This window comes from Alkalihalophilus marmarensis DSM 21297 (assembly GCF_000474275.2).
Lineage (GTDB): Bacteria > Bacillota > Bacilli > Bacillales > Bacillaceae_D > Alkalihalophilus > Alkalihalophilus marmarensis.
The window spans coordinates 61,785-88,112 of the sequence record NZ_ATAE01000037.1; the positions used below are offsets into that span (position 1 = coordinate 61,785).

The window sequence follows — 26,328 nt, forward strand, 5'->3', positions numbered from 1 at the left end:
TGACTGAATATTCATTCATTTATTAATAATAGAAAAGAGGAGCTGCCCTTGTGGATAGCTCCTCTTCCACTATATGTGTATCGACACAATCGCGTGCTGAACTCATACATATCCATCTAGCATTGACGCATATCGCAGTTGAACCGACGCAATTACCTTAGAAAAGTGCAATAACATTCGGCAATGACGCATATACGTGTGGAACGAGCGTAATTAGGGTTCTTACCGACGCATAAACTGCTTGAAAACGTACAATTGAGTTATAGCAGCCAGCTGAGCGACTTCAGCCAAGAGAGTCGCTTTCACTTTTCCTGTCTAGTTACAGCTCCTTGCCCTGCGGGTAAAAACGGTGAGTCAAACGAAGTCTAAGTTCGGACTTCTGTTTGTCTCCCCTCATTTTACCGCATGCCAGAACAGTCGCTTACACTTTTCCTTTTACCCTACTACAATATTAACTAGCTTTCCTGGCACCGCAATAATTTTTCTTACGGTTTTGTCGCCGATTGCTTCTTGTACTTTGTCGTCATTCTTTGCGATTTCTTCCATTTGATCGCGTGAGGCGTCTGCTGGAATTACAAGTTTTGCACGTACTTTACCGTTAATTTGAACAACTACTTCTACTTCATTTTCAACAAGAAGTGATTCTTCGTATGTTGGCCACTCAGCATATGTGATGGTTTCGTTGTGTCCGAACTTCTCCCAAAGCTCTTCTGCAATGTGAGGAGCGAGTGGCGCTAGAAGTTTAACAAAGCCTTCCATTAACTCACGTGGAAGCTTCTCTTGTTTGTAGGCATCATTGATGAACACCATCATTTGAGAAATTCCAACGTTAAAGCGAAGCGCTGCAAAGTCTTCCGTCACTTTTTTGACCGTTTGGTGATACGTACGGATAAATTCATCTGTCCCTTTTGTATCTGTGATTGCAGGGTTCAGCTCGTTTGTCTTTTCATCAATAAATAGACGCCATACACGATCTAAGAATCTGCGCGCACCGTCTAAGCCGTTTGTAGACCAAGCGATCGATGCATCAAGAGGTCCCATGAACATTTCGTATAAACGTAGAGTATCTGCACCATGGCTTAGAACGATATCATCAGGATTTACAACGTTTCCTTTTGATTTACTCATCTTCTCATTGTTTTCACCAAGAATCATTCCTTGGTTATAAAGCTTTTGGAACGGCTCTTTCGTTGGCACAACTCCAAGGTCGTAAAGGAATTTGTGCCAGAAGCGTGCATACAACAAGTGAAGAACCGCATGCTCTGCTCCGCCAATATAAATATCTACAGGCAGCCATTGCTTTAATTTTTCAGGATCTGCTAGCGCTTCGCTGTTGTTTGGATCGATGTAGCGCAGATAATACCAGCAGCTTCCTGCCCAGTTAGGCATTGTGTTTGTTTCACGTCTGCCTTTCATGCCTGTTTTAGGATCCGTCACTTCAAGCCATTCTTTGTGGTTAGCAAGCGGTGATTCTCCTGTATCAGACGGCTTGATCTCATCCATTTTTGGCAGAGTTAATGGCAGTTCTTCATAAGCGACCGGTGTCATTGAACCGTCTTCCCAGTGAATCATAGGAATTGGCTCACCCCAGTAACGCTGACGGCTGAATAACCAGTCACGTAGACGGTACGTTACTTTTTTCGTTCCGTAATGATTCGCTTCAAGCCACTCAATCATGTTTGTAATAGCAGCTTCTTTATCAAGGCCGTTAAGGAAGTCAGAATTTACATGCTCCCCGTCACCTGTATAAGCCTCTTTTTCAACCTCTCCGCCAGCTACTACTTCAATAATTTCAAGGTCAAATGTCTTAGCGAACTCATAATCACGCTCATCATGAGCCGGAACAGCCATAATTGCTCCAGTACCGTAGCTTACAAGTACGTAATCAGCAATCCAGATCGGAATACGTTTCCCGTTGGCAGGGTTTACAGCAAATGCACCTGTAAATACGCCCGTCTTTTCTTTAGAAAGCTCTGTACGCTCTAAATCACTCTTCAATGCCACTTGTTTTTTATACTTCTCAACAGCTTCTTGTTGTTCTGCTGTTGTAATCACATCTACCAGCTTATGTTCAGGAGCAAGCACCATATAAGTTGCGCCAAATAATGTATCCGGACGAGTCGTGAATACATCAACTTTCTCCTCGTCATGTCCATCTACTTTAAATGTAACCTCAGCCCCTTCTGAACGGCCGATCCAGTTGCGCTGCATATCTTTGATGCTTTCTGACCAATCAAGCTCATCAAGGTCTTCTAACAAGCGGTCAGCATAAGCTGTAATTTTCAGCATCCATTGTTTCATCGGACGACGTTCTACAGGGTGCCCGCCGCGCTCACTTTTCCCGTCAATAACTTCTTCATTCGCAAGTACTGTTCCAAGAGCAGGACACCAGTTTACAGCTACTTCATCAATGTAAGCTAACCCTTTTTCATAAAGCTTTAAGAAGATCCATTGTGTCCACTTATAATAATCAGGATCAATCGTATTCACTTCTCGGTCCCAATCATAAGAGAAACCAAGCGACTTAATTTGACGGCGGAACGTATCAATATTCTTCAGCGTAAATTCAGCAGGATCATTACCTGTATCTAGTGCATATTGCTCTGCTGGAAGTCCAAATGCATCCCACCCCATTGGATGAAGAACATTATACCCTTGCATTCTTTTCATACGTGAAAGAATATCTGTTGCCGTATAGCCTTCTGGGTGACCAACATGCAGGCCAGCTCCTGATGGGAATGGAAACATATCTAAAGCATAAAACTTTGGCTTATCTGCCTCTTCTGTTGTTTTGAACGTTTTATTTTCTTCCCAATGCTTTTGCCACTTCTTTTCAATGTCTAAATGTGAAAACGACATACTTTCTTCCTCCTTCGAGTTTAAACAAATTGTTGTTATCCTGCCTGCTTGAGCTATCTATTCATGATTGCCACGCAACCTCATTTTCAATCGAACGATCAGGGTTAAATTGAAATCACAAGATTTTAAATCGCTAATGATTTTAAGAAACAAAAAACTCCCGCCCCTAACAATAGTCAGGGACGAGAGTTGTGTTATTCCCGCGGTACCACCCAAATTAACAAGTAACATTACTTGTTCGCTCAGCACGCTTAACGGACGTGACCCGTTGAGAATTACTACATTTTTCACTCTCAAAACTAAAAGGCGAGTTCATCATATCCTTCTGGCAGACTTTCAGCAGCCGTCTGCTCTCTTATTTCCCAGATATCATTACTACTCCTTCTAAACGTCTTAATATGAACTTAATTAGTATTGTATGAAGTGAATCGTTCGATGTCAAGCTTTAACAACACTATATTCCGATTTAACTCGGCAGGTTCATCTCTTCTTGTTCCAAGGACATGTTTCTCTTAATAATAGGGGTGTCATATTTCATTAGAAACGCGATTGCTATTCCAAACATAACTAAGAGCACATAAATGAGAATAGTCATTGAATAGAAATCCACTAACATTCCTCCGAGTAATGGTCCGATCATTTTCCCTCCAGTAGACACACTGTTGACAATCCCTTGATAAAACCCCTCTTTTCCCTTCGGAGCTAAATCATTGGCTATCGTAGGTACAGCCGGCCATACAAACATTTCACCAAACGTCAAGATGATCATCGCAGCTAAAAATCCGCTGAAGATTGTTGCTTCAGACAGCACGATATAAGAAGCCATAAAAATAATGACACCTACAATCATTTGACCTTTTAAAGACATTTTCCCCTTTTTAATCAGCCATGAGACCACAGGCTGGGCAAAAACAATCATTAGCCCGTTCACTGTCCAAAATAAACTATATTGCTGCAAGGAAATACCCAGAGATTGAGTATGAACAGACACATTAGCCTGCCACTGCGTGTAGGCAACCCAGCAGATAAAAAAGGCAACCGATAGCAAAAGTAATGAATGAAGCCGGTAATTGCTTCTGAGAGAAGTCTTTTGTTCAAATACATTCGCCGTTTGAGCATCAGCTGTTTTCGCCTTCATCCCCCTAAATGCAAAGATAACGAATACGAGCAGAAAAGCATACATCGCAGCATTTGCGCTAAACACATAGGTTAATTGAATAGAAGCAACGATCCCTACCAATGCTGTTCCGAGCGCTACTCCTACATTTTGCGCGACGTACATGGCATTAAACGGCTTTCTTCCCCCTTCAGGCCAAAGACTGCCAGCTAGGGCATACATCGCTGGAAACATCATCCCAGAACCAAATCCAAGCCCCATTAATAAAAACATATAAAAGTAATAACTATGAAAAAAGGCCAATATCGTAGCACTTATGGTTGTAATAATAATAGATAAAATCATCGTCCGGTAGGCACCTATTTTATCGAACAATCTTCCGCCGATAAGGTTGCCGATCACCCCGGCGAAAGCATTAAGCATTAATATAAATCCAGCTGCTGTTAATGAGCGTCCTAGTTCTTGATGGATGATAATCGCATTTAGCGGCCATAAAAAAGAAGCCCCCGTCACATTAATCACCATCGCTACAACTAACAGCCAAAGAGCCTTAGGCATATAAGCCCCCTCCTTCTTCTAACGTGAAACGCGAGCATTATTTCGAGCACCAAAATAATACTAGTGGAATCATCTGAAGAACGCAATCATTTTTTTGGATTTACATACTGTCTGAATCTTTGCCATTTCTTTTTTCATCTAGGTTCTCATGCTACAATAATCATGCTACAAAAATGAAAGAAAATTGAATGGATCTACTATTCAAGAGAGGCTGACTTATATGTGTAATCAATCAATATCAAACACCCCAGGCTCTGAGCGTTCCAAAGAGTTTGGCGATAAGCGTTATTACTCATGGAATAACCACCTTCGTCAGCATTTTGGCGAGAAAGTATTTAAAGTTTCACTAGATGCTGGTTTTGATTGCCCGAACAGAGATGGATCTGTTGCCTATGGGGGCTGTACATTTTGCAGCGAAAGAGGGTCTGGTGATTTTGCTGGTGACCGCTCCGATGATCTTGTCACTCAATTCAATACCATTAAAGAACGAATGCACCATAAATGGAAAAGCGGCAAATATATTGGCTACTTCCAAGCGTACACAAATACGTACGCTCCGGTTCGCACCTTGCGTAAATATTATGAAGTGATACTCGAGCAAGAAGGCGTCGTCGGTTTATCTATCGCCACAAGGCCTGACTGTCTTCCTGATGATGTCGTAGAGTATTTGGCGGAGTTAAATAAACGTACCTATCTATGGGTAGAGCTAGGCTTACAAACAATTCATGAAGAAACAGCACAGCTTATCAACCGTGCTCATGACTATCAATGCTATGTAGAAGGTGTAGAAAAATTAAGAAAGCACGGGATCCGCGTGTGTGCTCACATCATTAACGGGCTCCCAAAAGAAGATCATAAGATGATGATGGAAACAGCACGTGAAGTTGCTAAGCTCGATGTTCAAGGGATTAAGATCCACTCTCTTCACCTTTTGAAAAAAACACCTATGGTCAAACAATATGAAAAAGGACTGGTTGAATTCATGAGCATGGATGAGTATGTAAACCTTGTTGTTGACCAACTTGAAGTGATTCCGCCGCACTTTGTCATTCATCGATTAACAGGAGATGGCCCTGCAGATTTAATGATCGGCCCGATGTGGAGCACTCAAAAGTGGTCGGTATTCAATGCCATTGAAGCGGAACTTAAGCGCCGTGACAGCTGGCAAGGTAAGTTTTATCAAGCGGAGGTTAAAGAGTAGATGAAACTATTAGGCGTTCTTCCATTTGCACGTTTTTTACTTGAACGAAGTATCTCACCAGGTGATATTGCCGTTGACTGTACTGCTGGAAACGGGCACGATACTTTATTCTTAGCAAACTTAGTTGGCAACACTGGCCATGTGTATAGTGTTGATATCCAAGAAACTGCGATCACAAACACAAAATTGAAAGTAGAAGAGGCTGAAGTTGCCAACCGAATAACCTTTCACCAAAGCGGACATGAACATATTTCTACTCTCATTCCAAAAGAAGAATATGGTATGGTCAAAGGGGCAATTTTTAATTTAGGTTACCTTCCTGGCGGGGATAAATCGATTGTGACTCAATCTCAGACAACAATTAAAGCAATTGACTCTCTACTTGAACTCATGCCAAAGGGAGGCATGATTGTGCTTGTCATTTACCACGGACATGCCGAAGGGGCTGCAGAACGTGATCATTTGATGGAGTATGTAACATCACTTGATCAAAAAAAAGCTCATGTTTTAAACTATTCGTTTATTAATCAAGCGAATAATCCCCCGTTCATTGTTGCGATAGAAAAAAGATAAGGGCATTCAGTATCAAAAAGATTAGTTGACAAGTTTCGTGATTTCTTTACACTAATATAAAAGAAATGATTGATAAATCAAACTTTTTATTGGAAATAAGTTCAATATTACGAAGGAGTGTACTCATCATGACAATTCTTGATTCGATCTTAGACTATAACAAATCATTTGTTGAAACAAAGCAGTATGAACCATTCCAAACAACGAAGTTTCCAGACAAGAAGCTTGTAATCCTAACGTGTATGGATACTCGTCTTGTCGAACTCCTTCACCGGGCTATGGATCTAAAAAATGGGGATGCCAAAATTATCCGTAATGCAGGTGCTGTTATTTCTCACCCATTCGGAAGTATTATGAGAAGTATTTTAGTAGCGGTCTATGAGCTGCAGGCTGATGAAGTCGTTGTGGTTGGACACCACGGCTGCGGTATGGCAGGACTCGAGTCTGAATCCATCCTTGAGAAAGCAAAAGAGAGAGGACTCGACGTAGATGTAGTGGATACGCTTGAATACTCAGGCATTGATGTGAAAGGGTTCTTAACAGGCTTCTCAAAAGTTGAAGATAATGTTGCTCATAGTGTTGATGTGATTAATAATCACCCGTTATTCGTTCGCCAAATTCCGGTTCACGGGCTTGTAATTTGCCCTGAGACAGGGAAACTAGATGTCGTTGTAAATGGATACGATCATCTATAATCACAAAATCCGCTGCTATCTATATGCAGCGGATTTTTTATTTATGCCATCATTTTTTCTTCATCAATTTCTTTTTAACCAACCATTCTACGAGAGACCAAGGTAAAATGCTTTTGAAAAGCACTAACATTCGGACCCCTTTACCAGCATGGTAGCGGAACTTAGGCTTTTTTGCTTCCGAGATTTTGACAATCAGCTGAATGACTTCAGCAGGATCTTGGGCGCCGGCCGCTGTTTGTTTTACTTGCTGATAAATAGAATCAAAAAATGGATCATCCATCCCATTCTTTTTTGAACGAACATTTTCCAGTCCTTTGTTCCAAATATTTGTTTGAAAAGAACCTGCTTCAATCAGACAGACATAAATATTTTGCGGCAGGAGCTCTAAACGCAAAGATTCGCTAAATCCGCCAATAGCAAATTTGGACGTAACATACGGTGCCAGCCCCGGAAATCCAACTCTGCCGCTAATGCTTCCTAGATTAATGATTTTTGCTCCTGTCCTTTTTTTTAATAACGGCAAAAACGTCTTCGTCATTGTGATGACGCCAAACAAGTTCGTATCTAGCTGCTTCCGCCATTCCTCTATTTCCAGCTTCTCAATCATTCCGCCTGCGCTGTACCCAGCATTATTCACAAGCACATTTAATTGACCATATTGCGATTCCACATATAAAAATGCCTCTTTAATATGATCTTCTCTCGTGACATCAATCTGAATTACATCTATTAAATGACTGGTTCCTTCACGCTTGGCTCTATCAAGCAGTTCATTGCTCTTTTTCACATCTCGCATCGCTGCGATGACTTGGCATCCCCTTTTGGCAAGCGATAATGATGACAATAATCCAAATCCGCTGTTCGCTCCTGTAATAAGGACAATTCTTTTATGTCCCATCCAAATGTAAGCCTCCTAAAAAAGAACTGCAGCCATCTAAATCGCTGCAGCCTATCTCTATCGTTTAACTTCTTCTAAAAACCCAGCTGTTCAAATAAAAAATCAAGGTAGGAAGTCCGCCCGTCTTGATCATTTTCTTCGACTTTTTCTTCATCTCTTTATTTCCCTGCACTTTTTCATCAGATAAATAGATGGCAATAATCCCTTGATAAATCATACGGTGGAATTTAGGGTCTGGAAGGGTTGAAAGACTTTCTTCTGCCTTTTTGACAAAATAGCGAAAGCGCTCAATCATTTCCTCTTCGCTGTCATAGTAAAATAGGAAGTTAAGCTCATCATCAGCAATGTCTTCTTCTTGATCGATAAAATAATCAAGTAAAATATGAAATCCTTGAACCCATGGGAAGTACCCGGCTTTAATTGTTTCCGCAGTCTCACTCGTCAAATTAGGTTTTGTTGAATACGTAGCTAGTGCGTATACACCTAACGTAGAGGCTGTACAAGCTGAAAATTCGTACCAGGTCATCTCAGGCATCTTATGACGATGACGCTCATACCAAGCTTTAAGCATAGGAATCCTGTCTTCTTTTTTCACATGCTTATACACTTGCAGATCACAATAGTATCCGCTTAACTCAAGCATTGCAGGCTGCATCTTTTCAAACGATGGGAAGGTTGATAGGATTTGCTGACAAGTTTCTATCAGCGCGTGTAAGTAACCGCCATCTTCTTGCTCGTTACGGAACTCATAGTTATTCTCAAGCGGTGCCCCTGGTGTCAGGGCTGTAAGCAACGCATTATGTAGGGCGCGAAAGTCTCTAGGGTCTAGCGAGTCGCTTTGGTCACATAAGTTGTCTAAGTAATCGCACATAATTTGATAGGCAATAATAAATTGGATTAATTCATCAAAACGATCTCTAGCAACTAAACCAAACACTCCTCCCCCTTCGCAATGAAATTTCTTTTTGCTTAAAGCATCTAAGGCTTGTGAGCGCAATTCATCATCAGGAATCGTATGTGCCTTTTCTATCCATTGATTAAAATAACGATTTACAGTAGGGACAACATCACGATAAATATTCATTAAAATCGGAATCGGTTTTGTAGGGACTTTCATATGAAGTGTTCTCCTCCATTCACTTTCCATAATTAGTACCTTAGCACAAAAAAAAGCAAGCAACAATAAATCTACCGTTAATGTCAAAGCATCCTCATAAATTCAGCCGCCCGCTGCTTATTGCTTATAATTATTGCTTACACAAAAAAAAGAAAGCCTTGTTAAAGCTTTCTTGTAAGAGTCATTCTATGGAAGAAGTATGTTTACAAATCCGATGGCATACCTGAATACATCTTCTCTTTCCGGCTCATTAAAAATTTCATGATACAGCCCTTCCCATTCTTTATAACTCTTTTCAGTTAAAAGTAAATGATCAAACCAGTCCCTCACAGCGATTTGGTCGACAATATAATCTTCTCCAGACTGCATCACTAATATAGGCAGATTCGGCATTTTTTCAGGATAGCGGTTGGCAAGGTGCATCGCTTTCGTCAGCTCTTGATACCACCTAGCTGTCACCCTTGTTACACGCAGTTCATCTTTCAAATAAGCTTCACGTACTTCTTCATTGCGCGTACAATGCTCCGTACGCAATCCAGATTTAGCACTGAAGGTTGGCGCGACTCTATGCAAAAGCTTTGTAGCCAATGCCTTTGTTTTTGGAGGGGGACTGCTTAATCCTAAGCAAGGTGAAGATAAGATTACTCCAGTAATATGAGTATGATTACGCTCCATTAACGAGCGAACACAAACAAGACCTCCCATACTATGGCCAAACAAAATAATCGGTAAATCTTTCTTTTTTGCCTCAAGCATCCATTCATCCACCGCATCTAAATACTGATTAAATGATTGCACATGGCCTCGTGTACCTCTTGTCTTCCCTTGACCTGGCAAGTCTCCCATCACCACATCAAAGCCGTGGTCATTCCACTTCTTAGCAAGCCACATATATCTACCGTGATGCTCACCGGCCCCGTGTACCATCACGACTACACCACGCGGCTCAGAAATCTCTGATTTCCACATAATTGCATCCCCCTAACTTCATTCATTCTCTTTCAACTTTTTTATATTCGTTTCCACCTCTATGATATTTACGTTAAAATTAGTATAGCTGTTTTTTTATCAAATCAAAAGGATGTGTATAAAATGATTTATCCATACGAGGGGAAATGGCCTAAAATTGATGAGAACGCTTTTATTGCTGATTATGTCACAATTACCGGTGATGTTACCATTGGAGCAATGAGCAGTATATGGTATCAAACTGTCATCCGCGGTGATGTGTCTCCAACCATTATTGGCGAACGTGTGAATATTCAAGATCAATCCATGCTTCACCAAAGTCCTAAATACCCGCTTATTATTGAAGATGATGTCACTGTAGGCCACCAGGTCCTCCTGCATAGCTGCACCATTAGAAAAAATGCCCTCATCGGAATGGGGTCGATTATTCTTGATGGAGCTGAGATCGGTGAGGGAGCATTTATCGGTGCCGGAAGTCTTGTCCCTCAAGGAAAGAAAATCCCTCCTAATACCCTCGCATTCGGTCGTCCTGCTAAAGTAGTCCGTGATTTAACAGATGAGGACTTAGCAGACATGGCAAGAATCCGACGGGAATACGTAGAAAAGGGTCAGCACTACAAACAAGTACAATCAGAAGGTAAATAAAGAATAAAGAATAAATGATCAAAACCTTTTATCTTGCACCCACTCTAGATAGAAGGTTTTTGTCATGTTCTCATAGAAGATGACGCCTCCTGTCTAAAATCGTTAAGACGCCTTCACACTTTTAAACAATACATTTACCTTCCCTTGATAGTCACTCAATAATTTCCCTTTACACTATAAGAAAATAGAGAGGGGGAATGAAGATGATCATAAATAAATCTTGGTTGTATGAAACGGACTGCCAGCTGTTTTATTTAATTAATAAACATAACCGCCTCATGCTGCCAATGCAGTATATCACTCACTTGGGCAGTGCTCCATTAACTATTATTCCTTTACTCAGTTTATTGCTTCTCACATCGGGTGATATGTTTACAGCCAGTATAGCTGCCATGGCTGCATTAATCACTAGCCACCTTATTGTCATGGTTGTAAAACACCGTACCCCTAGATACAGACCTTATGTATCTCTCAAAGAAGCCTATGTAGTAAAAAAGCCTTTAAAAGATCATTCATTTCCATCTGGACATACAACAGCAGCCATGGCAGCCTGCACGCCTTTTATATTGATGTTCCCAGCCTATTCTATCCTCTTTTTCATTACGTCTTTCCTTGTTGGCATCTCACGCATTAGTCTTGGGCTGCATTACCCTTCTGATGTCATGGCCGGCTGGGGACTTGGGTTTGTAAGTGGTGTATTTTTTTATGCAGCAGTTGTTGCTTTGATGAGTTGAGATCGATAGGAGGATGAAAGATGAGAATCGCTATATTTTCTGATACGTACAGTCCACAGGTAAACGGAGTAGCTAGAACGTTAACGAGACTTGTCAGCCACCTAGAGAAACGAAACGTTGAATACCAATTGTTTATCCCTGATCAGCTAGAACATACAGACCCCTTTAAAAGCAACATTCATTCTTTCACAAGCTTTCCCTTTTTCCTCTATCCAGAGTGCAGAGTTGCTTGGCCTAATATGTTGAGATTAAAAAAAGAACTGCTAGCATTTAATCCAACCGTCCTCCATGTAACCACACCTTTTAACCTTGGATTAGCAGGTGTACACCTCAGCAAGAAATATCAAATTCCTTTAGTTGGCTCTTATCACACTCATTTTGATCATTACTTGCAATACTATAAACTCACTCTCCTGTCCGACTTGATGTGGTCTTACTTAAGATGGTTTTATGCTGATTGTAAGAAGATCCTCGTTCCTTCCATTGAAACAAAGCACCATCTTGCATCTAAAAAATTTAACCATCTTGATATATGGAGCCGAGGTGTAGATTGCCTGCAGTTCTCACCCTCAAAGAAAGAAGGATATTTATATGACCTCTACAATATAGAACAAAAATTTGTTCTCCTATATGTTGGCCGTATGGCACCCGAAAAAGATCTTGCAACCATGAAAAAGATTATGCGACAGCTTCCTAAAGAGATATGTGAAAATGTTCATTGGATCTATGTTGGAGATGGGCCGATGCTATCTGAAATGAAGTCTGAGTTCCAATGTGATCAAGTGACCTTTACAGGGTATTTAAACGGCGAAGCTCTCTCAGCACTATACGCTTTAGCCGACTTATTCATTTTCCCTTCCCAAACGGAGACGTTCGGTAATGTCGTATTAGAAGCTTTGGCTTCAGGAACACCAGCTATTGTTGCTGATAAAGGAGGCGTTAGAGAAATTGTGGCGCATGAAAAAACAGGTATGATTTGTAAGTCTGGTAATGCCGAATCTTTTGTTCAAGCCATTACTAAGCTCCTCTCCTCTCCTAGTCAGCGGCTTGAGATGGGATATGCAGCAAGAACGTATGCCTTATCCCAATCATGGGATTCTATTTTTGACAGTTTATTATCAGATTATAAAAAAGTCAGCATTGGTTCATTCGATAAAAGATCCCTTGCCTAACCACTCTCTCCTTCAATCATCACCACTTTCTAGGCGTGAGCATAGTGTAATAAAGAGTTAACTGATCTTTTGCTAAGGAGTGGGAGAATGTATTATTACGATCCAATGTTTGAACAGATGGAGAGGCAAGGACCACCTGGGCCACCTCCGCAGATGACGCCTCAGCTTCTAAGCGGTCCTCAAGCTTTCGCGGTGGATCCTGGAGCCATTAATCGCTGTTTATTTCGATTTACATTTATCCGCCTAACAAATGGTGAAACGTTTTGGTTCTTCCCAACATTTGTAGGCCGAAACTCAGTTGCTGGCTATCGATGGTGGTTTTTCCGCTGGGTAAATTTCGGAATTGATCTAAGAAGAATTTCATCTTTTCAATGTGTATAAGAAAAAAAGTACCTGTTTTGGGGCAGGTACTTTTTTTCTTATACATGAATAACAATGATTCTTATTCTCAATACTAAGAGTATAAAAAGAAGGCACGGAGAATGCCCTCTTTTTATACTTTTAGCTTGGTTCGAACGTTTTACAATCCGTCTCTTCTTGACGATCTGCTTGTTTCCCTTTATGACTGATTACATAGATCTTATCCGCTGCACATTGGTTACCATGCGACCAATGTACACAATTGTTCACTTCACATAAAACATCTTGTGCCATATTAGTCCACCTCCCTCTTACTGCCTAGTTTGGCCTTTTTTGAAGAGAAGCATACCTCGAAGTGTTTCTATAAATTGCTATACCCCGTTTATGGAAACTAAAACAAAAAGCACAATCTCTCAAATAAGAAATTGTGCTTTTTTGTATTTCCTTTAATAAAACTGTAAATTAAAGTCCTGCTTGTTCTTTAAGAACAGACGCTTTATCCGTTTGCTCCCATGGAAGCTCAATATCTGTACGTCCAAAGTGTCCGTATGCTGCTGTTTGCTTATAAATAGGACGACGAAGGTCAAGCATTTTAATGATGCCAGCAGGACGAAGGTCAAAGTTATCACGAACTAATGAAACAAGTGTTTCTTCAGAAACTTTACCTGTACCAAATGTATCAATTGAAATTGACACCGGCTGAGCAACACCGATTGCATATGCAAGCTGCACTTCACACTTATCAGCTAATCCAGCTGCAACAATGTTTTTCGCTACATAACGAGCTGCATAAGCACCTGAGCGGTCAACTTTTGTTGCATCTTTACCAGAGAATGCACCGCCGCCGTGACGAGCATATCCACCGTAAGTATCTACAATAATTTTACGTCCAGTTAAACCAGCATCCCCTTGAGGTCCTCCAATAACAAAGCGTCCTGTTGGGTTAATGAAGTATTTCGTATCCTCATCAAGCAGTTCAGCAGGTACAACCGGCTTAATTACATACTCTTTTAAGTTGCGTTGAATTTGCTCAAGAGTTACTTCTGGATGATGTTGAGTTGAGATAACAATCGTATCAATACGAGCTGGTTTTCCGTCCTCATCATATTCCACTGTCACTTGAGTTTTCCCATCTGGACGTAAGTAAGGAAGAATTTCTTCTTTACGTACTTCAGTTAAGCGGCGAGCTAGTTTATGACTTAATGAAATAGGAAGCGGCATAAGTTCTTTTGTTTCGTTATTTGCATAACCAAACATTAAACCTTGGTCACCTGCACCAATTGCTTCAATTTCTGCATCAGTCATTTGTCCTTCGCGAGCTTCTAATGCTTGGTCAACACCAGCTGCGATATCTGCTGATTGCTCATCAATTGATGTTAAAACAGCACAAGTCTCTGCATCGAAACCATATTTAGCACGTGTGTAACCAATTCCTTTGATCGTCTCACGAACGACTTTAGGGATATCTACATATGTGTTTGTAGTAATCTCACCCGCAACTAAAACTAAACCAGTTGTTACAGATGTTTCACAAGCTACACGAGCATTAGGATCTTTCGCTAAGATCTCATCAAGAATCGCATCAGAGATTTGATCACTAATTTTATCTGGATGACCTTCTGTTACTGATTCTGATGTAAATAAACGACGACTTTGCTTTTCTACCATGTTCAAATTCCTCCTATGCAGACAACTACAACGGTTGTGTGCGAATGATTTGAGACGGCACTCGTTTCTCATCCAATGGGTGATAAAACGGTTTAAGACGTGTATAAACGTAGAAAACCCCATTCCATCGAGGAAAAGGGTTGAAATGTTTACCTTTCGCCTCTTATCGTTCAAGGCAGCTGCCTTGCAGGTTAGCACCTTTTCACTCGTTTGGCATGAGTGTTGGTTGCTGGGTTTCTTCGGGCCTGTCCCTCCACCTACTCTGGATAAGAGTATCCGTTCGCGACATATCATAACGTACATAGAATCCTCTGTCAACACCGTCCGAAAATTCACTAATATTCATACTTTTAGTCGGAGTAGAACTCGTTTATAATGAGTTATACTATTCATTAATTAATGTCATTTTACTTTCATCACTATCTAGATTAAACCGTTTTCTTCTATATAGTATTATGCTTCTTCCAGAATTCATCTCTTCATATTTTATGGACTTATTCATTTAAAGTCTTCTTCATTTTCGTCTCAAATCGTTAGAACTAACACCTTTTCCCCTTTGGCCCTTTCCATACCAAAAGGGCGGCTTTTGGTTCATTGCATCATTTTTCAAAAAAACTTTCACATTAGTATAGACTAATAGATATAATGTGTTATACTAATTGACATAGAAACGATGACAAGTACCAAATACCAATAAAAAGTTAAATTACTTTAAATAGGAAAGGGTTTTGCGACAATGACTACTTTAAGCCTTACATCAGAACTTGACCAATTATTGAAAAGTGAGCAGACACACCATGATTTACCGATCTCGGCATTAGTTGAAAAATCACTGATGCGTAAAGAAGGTAAATTAACAGCTTCTGGTGCATTAAGCGTTGAGACTGGTACGTACACAGGACGTTCGCCAAAAGATAAGTTCATTGTCAACGAGCCAAGTGTAGCCGACAAAATTGCATGGGGCCCTGTTAATCAGCCAATCGAGAAGGATGTATTTACGAAGCTTTACAAAAAAGTGCTGGCCCACCTTGGAACGAAAGAAGAATTATTTGTTTCAAAGGGATATGCTGGGGCTGATAAAAACTTCCGTCTTTCTTTAAAAGTTGTAAATGAATTTGCATGGCATCAAGCTTTTGCTAGACAATTATTTATCCGTCCAACTGCTGAGGAATTGAATCAAGAAACAATTGCAGACTTTACGATTGTTTCAGCACCAACGTTTAAAGCTGATCCTGCAGTAGATGGAACTCGCTCTGAAACATTCATTATTATTTCATTTGAAGAACGTATCGTTTTAATTGGAGGAACTGAATATGCAGGTGAAATGAAAAAATCTATTTTCTCTGTAATGAACTTCATGCTCCCTGAACAAAACGTTCTTTCAATGCACTGCTCTGCCAATGCAGGAAAAGAAGGCGATGTTGCTTTATTCTTTGGCTTATCAGGTACAGGTAAAACTACCTTATCTGCTGACCCGAATCGTTACTTAATTGGAGATGATGAGCACGGCTGGTCATCTAACGGTGTATTTAATATTGAGGGCGGCTGCTATGCAAAATGCATTAACCTTTCTGAAGAGAAAGAACCGCAAATCTGGAATGCGATTCGTTTTGGATCCGTTCTTGAAAACGTTGTCGTAGATGAAAAGACAGCATCACCTGATTTTGACAACACGGTTTTAACAGAAAATACACGTGCTGCTTACCCGCTTGAAGCGATTCCTAATGCACTTACACCAAGTGTTGCAGGTCATCCGAATACAATTATCTTTTTAACGGCTGATGCTTTTGGCGTATTGCCACCAATCAGCAAATTAACAAAAGAACAAGCAATGTACCATTTCTTATCTGGCTACACTAGTAAGTTAGCTGGAACAGAGCGCGGGGTTACATCACCAGAAGCAACGTTCTCAACATGCTTTGGTGCACCGTTCTTACCACTTCCTGCAGCTCGTTATGCAGAAATGTTAGGCGAGAAGATCTCCCAGCATGATGTTCAAGTATTTCTAGTGAATACTGGATGGTCTGGCGGTCCATACGGTGTCGGCAAACGCATGAACCTGCCGTACACTCGTGCAATGATTCAAGCTGCATTGCAAGGTGAGCTTCGTCAAACAGAAACAGCAGTTGACCCAATTTTTGGTCTGCACGTCCCACTTCACTGCCCAGGTGTGCCTGATGAAGTTCTACACCCGCGTGATACATGGACAGATAAAGCTGCGTATGATGAAAAGGCAAAACAACTTGCTGCTGACTTCCAAGAAAACTTCAAGAAATTTGAAAATGTCAGCGACGAGATCAAATCTGCAGGACCAACATTATAATCCCATTATTAATCATACTTTTCCCACTAAAAGCCAAGTCGCCTTACACGACTTGGCTTTTTAGTATCTTATTTTGTTTACTATTTACCCTGCATTCCTTCCTTGACATGGGTCAGCTTATCCTTTATCGACACACCATCTTCGTGGTAATGAAGCTTGATATTCGTTAACACATCGCTTGCCCCTTCATCAATACCAACTTGCTGTGCTGATTTGATCACATTAAATACATCATCAATACTTCCTTCTATTACCGTTTCCATCGGTCCTACATGATAGGTGAGTCCAGAGTTTTGAACAACCTCTACAATCTTTGGAATCACACCGTCCGTATCAACATCTTTCCCGTTCGGTAATACTTGAAATCCTGCTGTTACAGTTGCCATTAATCTCATCCTTTCATGTTAGCGTATATGTTTCTCTAACCGTTTTATTAAATTTCCAAACATATTCCACTAAAACACAAAAAAACACCGACCTGAATAAGTCGGTGATTAACCAAGTCCGTGTTTTCGTTGCGCTTTTAGCCACTTCCCTGCCTCTGTCAGAATTCTCTGTTGTTCTTTTGCAGGAAAATGATGAGTGTAATCAGGGTAATACCAAGCATCAACTTTTTTATTTACCTGATTTAGAGCCTGCTCCAGTCTATAAGCATGCTCAATTGATACATGCTCATCTTTCATCCCGTGGATAATTAAAACAGAAGATTGAAGATCCTGCAGTTGATCCAAGGGTGTTCGGTCTACATATCTCTCTGGATATTTATTTGGTGTCCCTCCTATCACTCTCTTCATCATCCTTCTTAAATCGACTCGTTCCTCATACGTTAAAAACATATCCGTCACACCATTCCAGCTGATAAGAGAAGCAACTCTCTTATTGTGCAGTGCAGTTAAAAGTGCCATGACTCCCCCTCTTGAGAATCCAATAAGGTGGATGCTATCGGGGTCAACAGTTGGATGACTGAATAGGATATCACAAGCTGTATGTGCATCTTCTCGATCTTCCCCTGCAAAATCTTCCTGTCCCTCTCCCCCTTTATTGCCACGATAAAATGGAGCAATGACGACAAATCCTTCGGCTGCCCATTGAATCACCCGCTGAACTCGAACCATCCCAACATTTTTTATGCCCCCTCTTAAATAAACAAGTCCCGGAAGCTTCTCACGAGTGAGCGTTCGCGGTTCGGCTAAATATCCCTTTACTTGCAACCCATCACTTATGTATGTAATTAAATACAATGAAATGGAGGAGTGAGGGGATGGTACTTTTTGTTTATCGATGATCATTTTGCACATCATGCCTTCACCTCTTTCATATCGTTTCTAGCATACCAATCCCGCTTTTAAAACACCAATCATCTAGTATGTGATGGGCATACACACATTTATGTTTTCCTACATAAGATATTTCAAGATTCACATGATGAGGAGTTGACATGCAATGAAACTGAAAAAATGGATATGGCTCCCGTTACTTATCAGTCTGATCCTTATTTCTATTAGCTGTTCATTTGGAAATGGTTCTAATGAAAAAGTAAGAGTAGCTGAAGTGACCCGGTCTATCTTTTATGCCCCTCTTTATGCCGCAATGGCACAAGGTTATTTTGAAGAAGAAGGAATTGATCTTGAGTTAACCACTGCTTGGGGCGGAGATAAAACAATGACTGCGTTATTATCTGACGGCGCTGATATTGCACTCGTTGGGGCTGAGACATCGATATATGTCTATGCACAAAATGCCTCTGATCCTGTTATTAACTTTGCCGGACTTACCCAAACAGATGGCACATTTCTTGTAGCTAGAGAACCGACTGATGAGTTTCATTGGGATGATTTAAAAGGCAGTACGTTCCTCGGTCAACGTAAAGGCGGCATGCCGCAAATGGTAGGCGAGCATGTATTAAGACAGCATGGAATTGACCCTAGGAAAGACTTAAACTTGCTGCAGCATATCGATTTTGGAAACATCCCGAGTGCTTTTGCTTCTGGTACAGGTGATTATGTTCAATTATTCGAGCCTCAAGCAACGTTGTTTGAAAATGAAGGATTAGGCCATATTGTTGCCTCATTTGGTGAAGAGTCTGGAGAGGTTCCATACACGGTCTTTATGACCAAAGAAAGTACCCTTACGAATAACAACGAAATGATTGAACGCTTTACCCGTGCACTATACAAAGGACAACAATGGGTAAGTGAACAACCTCCTGAAATCATCGCTGCGACCATTGTAACCTTTTTTGAAGATACGCCGGTTGATGTTGTCACTCAAGTAGTAGAGCGCTATAAGGAACAAGGGTCTTATGCAACGGATCCTTTCTTATCATCAGGTGCTTGGGACAATTTACAAACGATCATGGATGCATCAGGGGAGCTGCCATTGTATGTTGAATACGAAGAGCTGGTAAACGCCCAAATTGCAGAATCGATCGTAGAGTAAGGTGGTTAGACCGATGGTAAATTTACGTGTAGATGATGTCTCACTCACTTATTTATCCAAGAGTGATGCCACTAAAGCTCTTGTCGACATTCACTTTTCAGTTGAGGATGGAGAATTCATCTCCATTCTCGGCCCAAGCGGCTGCGGGAAAACCACTCTCTTATCTCTTGTAGCAGGAATCCTTAAGCCTACTTCAGGCACCGTAACACTAGACGGTATTCCTACCTCAAGTAAGCAGGCGAATATCGGCTACATGCTTCAACAAGATTACTTGTTTCCTTGGCTGTCTATCGAATCTAATATTATGCTTGGCCAAAAAATATTAGGAATGGATAAGCCGCAGTCTAAGGATTTAGCTCTTTCGTTATTAGAGAAAGTTGGTCTTTTGGATAAGCTGACACATTACCCAGCGCAGCTATCAGGAGGAATGCGACAGCGCGTGGCACTTGTTAGAATGATGGCTACAAATCCTTCTTTGCTGCTTTTAGATGAACCCTTCTCTGCTCTTGATTATCAAACGAAATTAAAACTAGAAGATTTAGTAGCCACGATTTTAAAAGAAGAACAAAAGACAGCGATTCTTGTCACCCATGATATCGGTGAAGCCATTGCGATGTCTGACCGTGTGATTTTATTATCTGCCAGACCAGGCCGGATCGCTAAAATCTTTGACATTCCAAAGGAAATCAGAGGCGTTCTTCCATTTGAAGCAAGACAGCTTTCTTCCTATACAGAGCTTTTTAATGAAATATGGAAGGAGCTGGAGAGTCTTGAAACAAACAAAGGATGATTTAAGTCAAGCTGATTTGCACCAAACGTATCTGCGCTCCTTAAAGAAGGAAAAACGAAATGTACTATTTGTTCAATTAATCATCCTGATGTCATTTATCGGCATATGGGAAATTTCTGCGAGACATGGCTGGATCGACCAACTATTGTTCAGCATGCCCTCTCGAATTTTCAACCTTTTAGTCACCCGAATAACGGATGGAACTCTGATTACACATACCTCAGTCACTTTATTTGAAACGTTGCTTGGATTTATTATAGGAACACTAGCCGGAACGATCTTAGCAGCTGTCTTATGGTGGTCACCTTTTACTTCTAAGGTGCTTGACCCTTATTTAGTCATTTTAAATTCAATGCCCAAAGTGGCGCTTGGTCCCATTTTAATTGTGGGGCTTGGACCAGGCTTCACTTCAATTATCGCCATGGGGGCGTTAATTTCTGTTATTATTACCACGATGGTCGTCTACACAGCATTTAAAGAAGTGGATGCTAATTATATTAAAGTGATGCAAACATTCCAGGCTTCTAAGAGGCAGACCTTCCAATCAGTCATATTGCCTGCTTGTGTTCCAACAATTATCTCAACCTTAAAGGTCAATGTAGGACTTAGCTGGGTGGGTGTCATTGTTGGTGAATTTTTAGTCTCAAAGCAAGGGCTTGGCTATCTTATCATTTACGGATTCCAAGTGTTTAATTTCACACTTGTCCTAATGAGCTTGTTTGTTATCGCTATACTTGCAACCATTATGTATAAAGCAGTTGAATGGCTTGAGACAAAGCTTGTCAAACATTTCTAGCCCAAAAAGAGCAGCTCATTTCAGGAGCTGCTCTTTTCTTAAATAGTCCACGCAATAGGTTAACACGTCATCTTTCATTACAAAACTAAAGCGTGAATCCTCTCTGATTGTATCAGGCAGAGCGTCAAGGCAAACTGGCCCATTTGTCTCATAGTAACAATCTTTTTCTTGCAAAGTTGATATCACTGCAAAGTAAATATTCTTATGAATACGCTCTTCCTCTGCGGCTACTTCATATTGCCCAAGCCATGTTATCGAATGAATCAGAGCACCAGTCTCTTCAAGTACTTCTCTATGCGCAGCTTCTAATGGGGTTTCCCCGTACTCAACCTTGCCGCCAGGAAACTCCAGACCTCTCTTTTGATGTGTCGTTAGAAGCCACTGATGACGATATTTACAGATGACCCACACATGTTTAGGGTCATTTGAGAACGGTTCTTCCCCATTTAACACTAGACGAACCGTATTCCCATTTTGATCAGTAAATTGCCGCATTCAGGCGTCCCCATCCTTCCCCATCTATCTACTTAGAAGTATACGTTGTTTCATTCAACAATCCAACCGATTTACCATGTTGGATCGCTGCCTTTATCAGGTCGAATAAAGCAAATGGCAATGATAATGGCTGCTGCTCCAACGCCTGCTTGGATTAGAAAGAGAAGAGAATGGGTCGTATTCATTAATATTGCAAAAACAGGGGGGCCTGCTGCTACACCAACAAAGCGCATACTTGAGTATAAAGAAGTAACAGACCCTCTTTGTTCCATCTGTATTCCTTCGGTTACCAATGCATCCAGACTAGGCAGAGCAATTCCAATTCCAATCCCGCTGCTGAGTAAGGCCGTTAGTAAAAAGTAGATGTCATCTGAAAAGGACAGTGCAAGCATTGAAATAGTTAATAAACTTACCCCAGTTAATGTCATTCGTTTCATCAGCCATTTTTCTTGCCCGATGATTTTCCCCGCAGATAAAGAAGCTATGCAAAGGGCTGCGAGCGGGATCGCTAGAATAATCCCTTTTTTCACTCCTTCAATTTGATATTGCTCCTCTAACATGGTAGATAAATAAAACAGAACACCAAATAAAATAAACATACAAATCGCACCAATCAGAAATACAGCGTATAACCAAGCCCCTTCCCTTTTAAAGATGACTTTTAATGACAGGAAAAATTCTTTTCCAGCTAAAGGGTCCTTTTGCATCGGTGGAGATTTCACTAGAAAAATGATAAGAGCAATAGAAATGACACAGAAGACGGGAAAGGCTAAAAAAGGCAAGTACCAAAGGAGCGAAGCCAAAAAAGCACCGACGATTGGGCTAAGCACTTTTCCAAATGTATTAGACGTCTCAATCACTCCAAGTCCATTGCTGACTTCCTGCTCATCTGTAAATAAATCACCTACAAGCGGCAGTACGATTGGAGAAGCACCAGCTGCGCCAACCCCTTGCAGCAGCCTGCCAAACATAATCACCCAATACGAGGACTCCATCTGCCAAGCCGCAAAACCGGCTAGTAAACCTCCTAGTGCTGCAATGATTAGACTTGGGATAATGACACGCTTTCTACCGATTTGGTCGGAGATATACCCCGCTATTGGTATACATATAATGGCCACCACTGAATAAACGGTTATTAACAAGCTTGCTTGAAACGAACTTATGGATAATTCACGTTCAATAATAGGCAACACAGGAATAAGCATCGAATTCCCTAATGTCATGACAAGGGGAATTGATGCGATCGATAACAAGTCCCATTTTTTCTTATCTTCCATTTCGATTTTTCCTCTCCTTGTCACCATCATCCAAACGCGTTAAACATTCGGTACTCTTAGTATGGAGAGTTTCTTTTTAACTATGCAGAACCAAAAAAAGGCTGATCAAACTACAAATGTTTGACCAGCCTTTGATTGCTCTTATTTCAGTTGATAGTTGCCGCTCTCTTTTAATGATGCATACACTTCAGCTAACGTGTTTTCTGAGTGAGCTGCTAAGTTTTCTTTACGGCTTTTGAATTCCTGGACTAACTGCTCACCACTAAGTCCCTCTTCGACCAGGTCCTCAATCACATCTTCAATCACTTCGTCCTTTTGCAGAACTAACTTGGCTTCTAATAACACACTGATTCCACCCGATAAGTCTGTGATCGTAACAACATTTGTGACCATTGTTGCAGGGTGATTGTTTTTAGACGTAATAATAGCATCTACAAGCAAATGGCCGCTTTCTTGTTTGATTTCCTCGAAATAACCTTTAAATGATTCCTCCATGACAGCATCAATATGCCAAGTATGTTCCTCGTTTTCCATGTTTATAATTAATCCATCTTTTAATGGGACCGCACGCTGCTTAATCGAACCCTCGCTGCCTTCTAATATACATAGTGAGTATAGCTTAAACGTTTTCACAAAATCCCCTCCTGTTCGTATGTAAGGAAAATATGTACAGAGCTTTTTATCAATTAAAGTATATCACAACTTTTAAAAGAGACATCTATAGGAGATGTCTCAAATCCCTCAAACATGGGTTATAGCATAGCCGCCGCTCCTGAACTATACTACGCTTTTCGCGGTGAGCTAGTGAGCTTCCTCGGGCTAAGGCCCTGTGGGATCTCACTCCTGCTCTAGCCACCGCAGAAGTCTCCGTATAATTCATCCGCTAAGTTATTGCTTAATGTAATTATTATGTGGAACGATATAATTATGGCTCAGTTCAAATCATGCTTAAATCACTGAGCAGCAGAAAACTACGATGAGGGGCACTAATTAACCTCCTCGCTCCGTTGATTGGAGCGGAAGGCGCCGACTCCTGCGGGATGTGCGTGGCCAGGGAGATCCCACAGGGCGAAAAGCCCGAGGAAGCTCCCGGACCGCCCGCGGAAAGCGTGCGCCTGCAGCGGAGATCAACAACTACTGTAAGAAGCTTCTTTTTTGGTACCTTCAGCGCTTCGTTCGTATCCTGCGGCAGGCATAGATCTTTAATTAAGTCTGCATAGCTTTACTCGTTGTTTCTTTTATCGCTTGTTCCATGATGGAAATCATCGCATCGAGGTCCTCGTAGCTGCTTGCATAAGGAGGCATAAATACAATGGTATCGCCTAGTGGACGTGATAACATGCCGAGCTTCCTCATTTCAAGAGTTGTCTGATAACCGATGCGCTCAACCCATGGAAAAGGCTGCTTCGTCTTTTTATTAAGTACAAGTTCAATCCCCACCATTAAGCCAAGCTGTCTAATATCTCCCACATGCGGCAAGTCTTTTAATGCCTCCAGCTTTTCTTTGACAAATGCCGTTTTCCTCTCAACATCTTCCATTACGTTTTCTTGTTCGAAAATATCTAAGTTTGCAAGAGCAGCAGCACACCCCAGCTGATTTCCTGTATAAGAATGACCGTGGAAGAAGGTTTTCAGCTCAGCATAATCTGCATAGAACGCTTTATAAATTTCCTCTGTTGTTAACGTAGCTGCAATAGGAAGGTAGCCGCCTGTAATTCCTTTAGCCACCATCATAATGTCCGGCTCCACTTCTTCATGCTCCACCGCAAACATTTTACCTGTGCGGCCAAAACCGGTTGCCACTTCATCGATAATTAATAAGACGTCGTGTTTCTTGCAAAGGTTCTCTACCCCTTTTAAATACCCATTAGGCATCACATGCATTCCGCCTGCACCTTGGACCATACCTTCCATTATTACAGCGGCAATCTCCTTGCCTTTTTCACTTAACATCGTCTCAAGTTCAGCCAGCGCTTGATCCCTAACGTCAACCGGGTCCGGCAGCTCATTGCGATAAACCGTCGGAAACGGCACTTTATAGCTGTCAAACATTAACGGCTTGTATGTAGTATGAAAAATGTCTACTGCTCCAACGCTAATTGCCCCAACTGTGTCACCATGGTAGCCATTGGTCACTGTCACAAATTTCGTTTTATCTTGATACCCTTTATTTCTCCAATATTGAAAGGCAATCTTCAACCCTATTTCAACAGCCTCTGCCCCGCTGTCTGAGTAAAATACTCTCTTTAATGGAGCAGGAGTTAGATCAATCAATCGTTCAGCGAGTTCAATAGCTGGTCTATTCGCTGCTCCTAAAAGCGTTGTATGAGCGACTTTTCCTAGCTGCTCTTTAATCGCATCATCTAGTTCTTTCTTTTTATGGCCGTGGACATTTAACCACAGGGATGAATATCCATCATAATAACTTTTGCCCTCTGTATCATATAATCTGACCCCTTCTCCATGTTCAATAACTATCGGGTCTTCTTCATAATCTTTCATTTGAGTAAAAGGCAGCCAAAGCAAGTCCTTACTTTTTTGAATAAGCATATCTTGTTCCATTTTTATGCACCTCACAAGCTTGTAGTAATCTTTCATTTAAAACGGAATCGGCCATTTGTTGCAGCTGTTCTATTAGAGCGGCTGGCTCAAAGACTGGCAGCTTTACAATAATTGATGTGTCATTCATTTCTTCAAGCATTCGTTTATTGTCTTCTTCGATCGGATCAAACTTATTGCCGCATTCATTCAAGATGATTCCATTAACTTTAATTCCTTTGCTTCTCGCATAATGAATGGTCAAGGCCGTATGATTTAGGACTCCTACTTTTGATTTAGCTACCACGAGCACTGGAAAGCCTATTTGCTGAATAAGCGTGGTCATCGTCGTACCATCAGATGATAACGGGACAACCAGTCCTCCCGCCCCTTCAACAACGACTAGATCATACTCTTTTTCTAACTGTCTTATTTGATTAATTATCTGTTCAATACCAATTGCTGAATTTTCGAGTTCAGCTGCTAAATGAGGTGAACAAGGCACCTTATATGTATATGTAGTCTGTGCTGCCGCAGCATGTCCTGCCACTTGTTTATAAAACTCCATGTCCGCTTGGTCGGTTTCGATTCCCGTCTGTACAGGTTTGTAAGCCACTGCATTAATGCCAGCTTGTCTCAATGCACGCACTACATAAGCACATGCTACCGTTTTTCCTACGTCTGTATCATTTCCCGTAATAAATATTCCTGCCAATCTGATCCCCTCCTCGCAGCTTACTTTTCTAAAAATTAACATTGTTATAATTGCTTTTCAATAGAATCGAGCAAATTTGTTAACTTTTTTTATATTTAGGTTAACAATAATGATAAAAAGAAACTTTCTGCCAAAAGGCAGAAAGTCATATGTTTAGGGTATCGTCACCATTAATTATGAGGTTTTTATTTGCTGATAAACGGATTCAAATTGCTTATCTTTCACCCAGTTCAAGAGTTCTACCTCTTTTTCAGTCAATTCTCTACCAAGCTTACATTTACATTCTACTAAGAGCTCTTCATACCATTCTTCAAGTGCCATGTGTAAATGTCTCCTTTTCGAAAAACTCCAATAAAAGGTGAAGGCTTGACCTAATATTGTGTAAC

The 26,328-nt window shown here is 41.0% G+C and carries 26 protein-coding genes, 1 riboswitch and 1 other annotated feature; of the genes, 11 read left to right on the forward strand and 15 right to left on the reverse strand.

Annotation, left to right across the window (positions count from 1 at the left end; all coding sequences use genetic code 11):
* Positions 1–435: 435 nt before the first annotated feature.
* Positions 436–2,859 carry a leucine--tRNA ligase gene (gene leuS / locus A33I_RS13565; protein WP_022628908.1) on the reverse strand — a complete coding sequence of 808 codons (2,424 nt, stop codon included), beginning with the start codon at positions 2,857–2,859 and terminating at the stop codon, positions 436–438.
* Between the two features lie 175 nt (positions 2,860–3,034).
* Positions 3,035–3,257, reverse strand: a binding site (T-box leader).
* A 68-nt stretch (positions 3,258–3,325) separates the two neighbouring features.
* Positions 3,326–4,534 (reverse strand): MDR family MFS transporter, encoded by a 1,209-nt coding sequence (locus A33I_RS13570; RefSeq protein WP_022628909.1) that lies wholly within the window; start codon positions 4,532–4,534, stop codon positions 3,326–3,328.
* A 220-nt stretch (positions 4,535–4,754) separates the two neighbouring features.
* On the opposite strand from A33I_RS13570, the gene mnmL reads away from it, so the two are divergent.
* The 3 genes from mnmL (at position 4,755) to A33I_RS13585 (ending at position 7,003) form a co-directional block, all read left to right on the forward strand.
* A complete protein-coding gene (gene mnmL / locus A33I_RS13575; RefSeq protein ID WP_022628910.1) occupies positions 4,755–5,735 on the forward strand; it encodes a tRNA modification radical SAM protein MnmL/YtqA in 981 nt (326 codons plus the stop codon).
* Positions 5,736–6,308, forward strand: coding sequence for a tRNA 5-(aminomethyl)-2-thiouridylate-methyltransferase MnmM (gene mnmM, locus A33I_RS13580; protein ID WP_022628911.1), 573 nt, complete (start codon positions 5,736–5,738; stop codon positions 6,306–6,308).
* 128 nt (positions 6,309–6,436) lie between these two features.
* On the forward strand, positions 6,437–7,003 hold the full coding sequence (locus tag A33I_RS13585; RefSeq protein ID WP_022628912.1) for a beta-class carbonic anhydrase: 567 nt from the start codon (positions 6,437–6,439) through the stop codon (positions 7,001–7,003).
* Between the two features lie 49 nt (positions 7,004–7,052).
* Here A33I_RS13585 and A33I_RS13590 read toward each other — a convergent pair whose 3' ends face one another.
* The 3 genes from A33I_RS13590 to A33I_RS13600 form a co-directional block, all read right to left on the reverse strand.
* Complete coding sequence (locus A33I_RS13590) at positions 7,053–7,901, reverse strand: SDR family oxidoreductase (RefSeq protein WP_022628913.1); 849 nt, start codon at positions 7,899–7,901, stop codon at positions 7,053–7,055.
* Positions 7,902–7,965: 64 nt separating this feature from the next.
* The gene (locus A33I_RS13595) at positions 7,966–9,018 is read right to left on the reverse strand and encodes a tetraprenyl-beta-curcumene synthase family protein (protein WP_022628914.1); all 1,053 of its coding nucleotides are present in this window, start codon (positions 9,016–9,018) and stop codon (positions 7,966–7,968) included.
* Between the two features lie 186 nt (positions 9,019–9,204).
* The gene (locus A33I_RS13600; RefSeq protein ID WP_022628915.1) at positions 9,205–9,987 is read right to left on the reverse strand and encodes an alpha/beta hydrolase; all 783 of its coding nucleotides are present in this window, start codon (positions 9,985–9,987) and stop codon (positions 9,205–9,207) included.
* A gap of 123 nt (positions 9,988–10,110) precedes the next feature.
* On the opposite strand from A33I_RS13600, the gene A33I_RS13605 reads away from it, so the two are divergent.
* The 4 genes from A33I_RS13605 to A33I_RS13620 all read left to right on the forward strand — a co-directional run bounded on the left by A33I_RS13605 (position 10,111) and on the right by A33I_RS13620 (position 12,919).
* Entirely contained in the window at positions 10,111–10,632 is a 522-nt protein-coding gene (locus A33I_RS13605; protein ID WP_022628916.1) for a gamma carbonic anhydrase, read from the forward strand.
* A 203-nt stretch (positions 10,633–10,835) separates the two neighbouring features.
* Positions 10,836–11,366 (forward strand): phosphatase PAP2 family protein, encoded by a 531-nt coding sequence (locus tag A33I_RS13610; protein ID WP_022628917.1) that lies wholly within the window; start codon positions 10,836–10,838, stop codon positions 11,364–11,366.
* 20 nt (positions 11,367–11,386) lie between these two features.
* On the forward strand, positions 11,387–12,538 hold the full coding sequence (locus tag A33I_RS13615; protein ID WP_022628918.1) for a glycosyltransferase family 4 protein: 1,152 nt from the start codon (positions 11,387–11,389) through the stop codon (positions 12,536–12,538).
* An 87-nt stretch (positions 12,539–12,625) separates the two neighbouring features.
* Positions 12,626–12,919 carry a hypothetical protein gene (locus A33I_RS13620; RefSeq protein ID WP_022628919.1) on the forward strand — a complete coding sequence of 98 codons (294 nt, stop codon included), beginning with the start codon at positions 12,626–12,628 and terminating at the stop codon, positions 12,917–12,919.
* Between the two features lie 120 nt (positions 12,920–13,039).
* On the opposite strand, the gene A33I_RS20285 is transcribed toward A33I_RS13620, so the two are convergent.
* Positions 13,040–13,192, reverse strand: coding sequence for a DUF1540 domain-containing protein (locus A33I_RS20285; RefSeq protein WP_012960167.1), 153 nt, complete (start codon positions 13,190–13,192; stop codon positions 13,040–13,042).
* Positions 13,193–13,360: 168 nt separating this feature from the next.
* Positions 13,361–14,566: a methionine adenosyltransferase gene (gene metK / locus A33I_RS13625; RefSeq protein WP_022628920.1), complete on the reverse strand. Its 1,206-nt coding sequence runs from the start codon at positions 14,564–14,566 to the stop codon at positions 13,361–13,363.
* A 160-nt stretch (positions 14,567–14,726) separates the two neighbouring features.
* Positions 14,727–14,839: riboswitch (SAM riboswitch) on the reverse strand.
* 463 nt (positions 14,840–15,302) lie between these two features.
* On the opposite strand from metK, the gene pckA reads away from it, so the two are divergent.
* On the forward strand, positions 15,303–16,889 hold the full coding sequence (gene pckA, locus A33I_RS13630) for a phosphoenolpyruvate carboxykinase (ATP) (RefSeq protein WP_022628921.1): 1,587 nt from the start codon (positions 15,303–15,305) through the stop codon (positions 16,887–16,889).
* An 80-nt stretch (positions 16,890–16,969) separates the two neighbouring features.
* On the opposite strand, the gene A33I_RS13635 is transcribed toward pckA, so the two are convergent.
* On the reverse strand, positions 16,970–17,275 hold the full coding sequence (locus A33I_RS13635; protein ID WP_022628922.1) for a thiamine-binding protein: 306 nt from the start codon (positions 17,273–17,275) through the stop codon (positions 16,970–16,972).
* 108 nt (positions 17,276–17,383) lie between these two features.
* A complete protein-coding gene (locus tag A33I_RS13640) occupies positions 17,384–18,178 on the reverse strand; it encodes an alpha/beta hydrolase family protein (RefSeq protein ID WP_031311655.1) in 795 nt (264 codons plus the stop codon).
* A 154-nt stretch (positions 18,179–18,332) separates the two neighbouring features.
* Between A33I_RS13640 and A33I_RS13645 the strand changes: the two genes are divergently transcribed.
* Genes A33I_RS13645 through A33I_RS13655 form a run of 3 tightly spaced genes read left to right on the forward strand, consistent with a single transcriptional unit; the run spans position 18,333 to position 20,914 of the window.
* Positions 18,333–19,328 (forward strand): ABC transporter substrate-binding protein, encoded by a 996-nt coding sequence (locus A33I_RS13645; RefSeq protein ID WP_022628924.1) that lies wholly within the window; start codon positions 18,333–18,335, stop codon positions 19,326–19,328.
* 13 nt (positions 19,329–19,341) lie between these two features.
* Complete coding sequence (locus A33I_RS13650; protein WP_022628925.1) at positions 19,342–20,118, forward strand: ABC transporter ATP-binding protein; 777 nt, start codon at positions 19,342–19,344, stop codon at positions 20,116–20,118.
* Positions 20,099–20,914, forward strand: a complete 816-nt coding sequence (locus tag A33I_RS13655) for an ABC transporter permease (protein ID WP_022628926.1) — start codon at positions 20,099–20,101, stop codon at positions 20,912–20,914. Before A33I_RS13650 ends, A33I_RS13655 begins: the two co-directional genes overlap by 20 nt.
* A gap of 15 nt (positions 20,915–20,929) precedes the next feature.
* On the opposite strand, the gene ytkD is transcribed toward A33I_RS13655, so the two are convergent.
* From ytkD to A33I_RS21105, 6 genes are all read right to left on the reverse strand, one after another.
* Positions 20,930–21,409: an RNA deprotection pyrophosphohydrolase gene (gene ytkD / locus A33I_RS13660; protein ID WP_022628927.1), complete on the reverse strand. Its 480-nt coding sequence runs from the start codon at positions 21,407–21,409 to the stop codon at positions 20,930–20,932.
* Positions 21,410–21,480: 71 nt separating this feature from the next.
* Positions 21,481–22,689 carry a bacillibactin exporter BcbE gene (locus A33I_RS13665; protein ID WP_022628928.1) on the reverse strand — a complete coding sequence of 403 codons (1,209 nt, stop codon included), beginning with the start codon at positions 22,687–22,689 and terminating at the stop codon, positions 21,481–21,483.
* 141 nt (positions 22,690–22,830) lie between these two features.
* Positions 22,831–23,322, reverse strand: a complete 492-nt coding sequence (locus A33I_RS13670; protein WP_022628929.1) for a YwpF-like family protein — start codon at positions 23,320–23,322, stop codon at positions 22,831–22,833.
* Between the two features lie 573 nt (positions 23,323–23,895).
* A complete protein-coding gene (gene bioA / locus A33I_RS13675; protein WP_022628930.1) occupies positions 23,896–25,251 on the reverse strand; it encodes an adenosylmethionine--8-amino-7-oxononanoate transaminase in 1,356 nt (451 codons plus the stop codon).
* Positions 25,220–25,942 (reverse strand): dethiobiotin synthase, encoded by a 723-nt coding sequence (bioD, locus tag A33I_RS13680; protein ID WP_022628931.1) that lies wholly within the window; start codon positions 25,940–25,942, stop codon positions 25,220–25,222. The genes bioA and bioD overlap by 32 nt, the downstream gene beginning before the upstream one ends.
* A 174-nt stretch (positions 25,943–26,116) precedes the next feature.
* On the reverse strand, positions 26,117–26,263 hold the full coding sequence (locus A33I_RS21105; RefSeq protein WP_012960181.1) for a hypothetical protein: 147 nt from the start codon (positions 26,261–26,263) through the stop codon (positions 26,117–26,119).
* Between the last annotated feature and the right edge of the window lie 65 nt (positions 26,264–26,328).

What these genes read in the sequence shown, in the direction of transcription:
- A33I_RS13650 (WP_022628925.1), top strand. Translation starts at nt 19,342, where the DNA reads ATGGTAAATTTACGTGTAGATGATGTCTCACTCACTTATTTATCCAAG.
- A33I_RS13610 (WP_022628917.1), top strand. Translation starts at nt 10,836, where the DNA reads ATGATCATAAATAAATCTTGGTTGTATGAAACGGACTGCCAGCTGTTT.
- A33I_RS13585 (WP_022628912.1), top strand. Translation starts at nt 6,437, where the DNA reads ATGACAATTCTTGATTCGATCTTAGACTATAACAAATCATTTGTTGAA.
- A33I_RS13605 (WP_022628916.1), top strand. Translation starts at nt 10,111, where the DNA reads ATGATTTATCCATACGAGGGGAAATGGCCTAAAATTGATGAGAACGCT.
- A33I_RS13615 (WP_022628918.1), top strand. Translation starts at nt 11,387, where the DNA reads ATGAGAATCGCTATATTTTCTGATACGTACAGTCCACAGGTAAACGGA.
- A33I_RS13640 (WP_031311655.1), bottom strand. Translation starts at nt 18,178, where the DNA reads ATGATCATCGATAAACAAAAAGTACCATCCCCTCACTCCTCCATTTCA.
- bioA (WP_022628930.1), bottom strand. Translation starts at nt 25,251, where the DNA reads ATGGAACAAGATATGCTTATTCAAAAAAGTAAGGACTTGCTTTGGCTG.
- A33I_RS13635 (WP_022628922.1), bottom strand. Translation starts at nt 17,275, where the DNA reads ATGGCAACTGTAACAGCAGGATTTCAAGTATTACCGAACGGGAAAGAT.
- metK (WP_022628920.1), bottom strand. Translation starts at nt 14,566, where the DNA reads ATGGTAGAAAAGCAAAGTCGTCGTTTATTTACATCAGAATCAGTAACA.
- A33I_RS13600 (WP_022628915.1), bottom strand. Translation starts at nt 9,987, where the DNA reads ATGTGGAAATCAGAGATTTCTGAGCCGCGTGGTGTAGTCGTGATGGTA.
- A33I_RS13665 (WP_022628928.1), bottom strand. Translation starts at nt 22,689, where the DNA reads ATGGAAGATAAGAAAAAATGGGACTTGTTATCGATCGCATCAATTCCC.
- pckA (WP_022628921.1), top strand. Translation starts at nt 15,303, where the DNA reads ATGACTACTTTAAGCCTTACATCAGAACTTGACCAATTATTGAAAAGT.
- A33I_RS20285 (WP_012960167.1), bottom strand. Translation starts at nt 13,192, where the DNA reads ATGGCACAAGATGTTTTATGTGAAGTGAACAATTGTGTACATTGGTCG.
- leuS (WP_022628908.1), bottom strand. Translation starts at nt 2,859, where the DNA reads ATGTCGTTTTCACATTTAGACATTGAAAAGAAGTGGCAAAAGCATTGG.
- A33I_RS13645 (WP_022628924.1), top strand. Translation starts at nt 18,333, where the DNA reads ATGAAACTGAAAAAATGGATATGGCTCCCGTTACTTATCAGTCTGATC.
- A33I_RS13570 (WP_022628909.1), bottom strand. Translation starts at nt 4,534, where the DNA reads ATGCCTAAGGCTCTTTGGCTGTTAGTTGTAGCGATGGTGATTAATGTG.
- mnmM (WP_022628911.1), top strand. Translation starts at nt 5,736, where the DNA reads ATGAAACTATTAGGCGTTCTTCCATTTGCACGTTTTTTACTTGAACGA.
- ytkD (WP_022628927.1), bottom strand. Translation starts at nt 21,409, where the DNA reads ATGCGGCAATTTACTGATCAAAATGGGAATACGGTTCGTCTAGTGTTA.
- A33I_RS13590 (WP_022628913.1), bottom strand. Translation starts at nt 7,901, where the DNA reads ATGGGACATAAAAGAATTGTCCTTATTACAGGAGCGAACAGCGGATTT.
- A33I_RS13595 (WP_022628914.1), bottom strand. Translation starts at nt 9,018, where the DNA reads ATGAAAGTCCCTACAAAACCGATTCCGATTTTAATGAATATTTATCGT.
- A33I_RS21105 (WP_012960181.1), bottom strand. Translation starts at nt 26,263, where the DNA reads ATGGCACTTGAAGAATGGTATGAAGAGCTCTTAGTAGAATGTAAATGT.
- A33I_RS13620 (WP_022628919.1), top strand. Translation starts at nt 12,626, where the DNA reads ATGTATTATTACGATCCAATGTTTGAACAGATGGAGAGGCAAGGACCA.
- mnmL (WP_022628910.1), top strand. Translation starts at nt 4,755, where the DNA reads ATGTGTAATCAATCAATATCAAACACCCCAGGCTCTGAGCGTTCCAAA.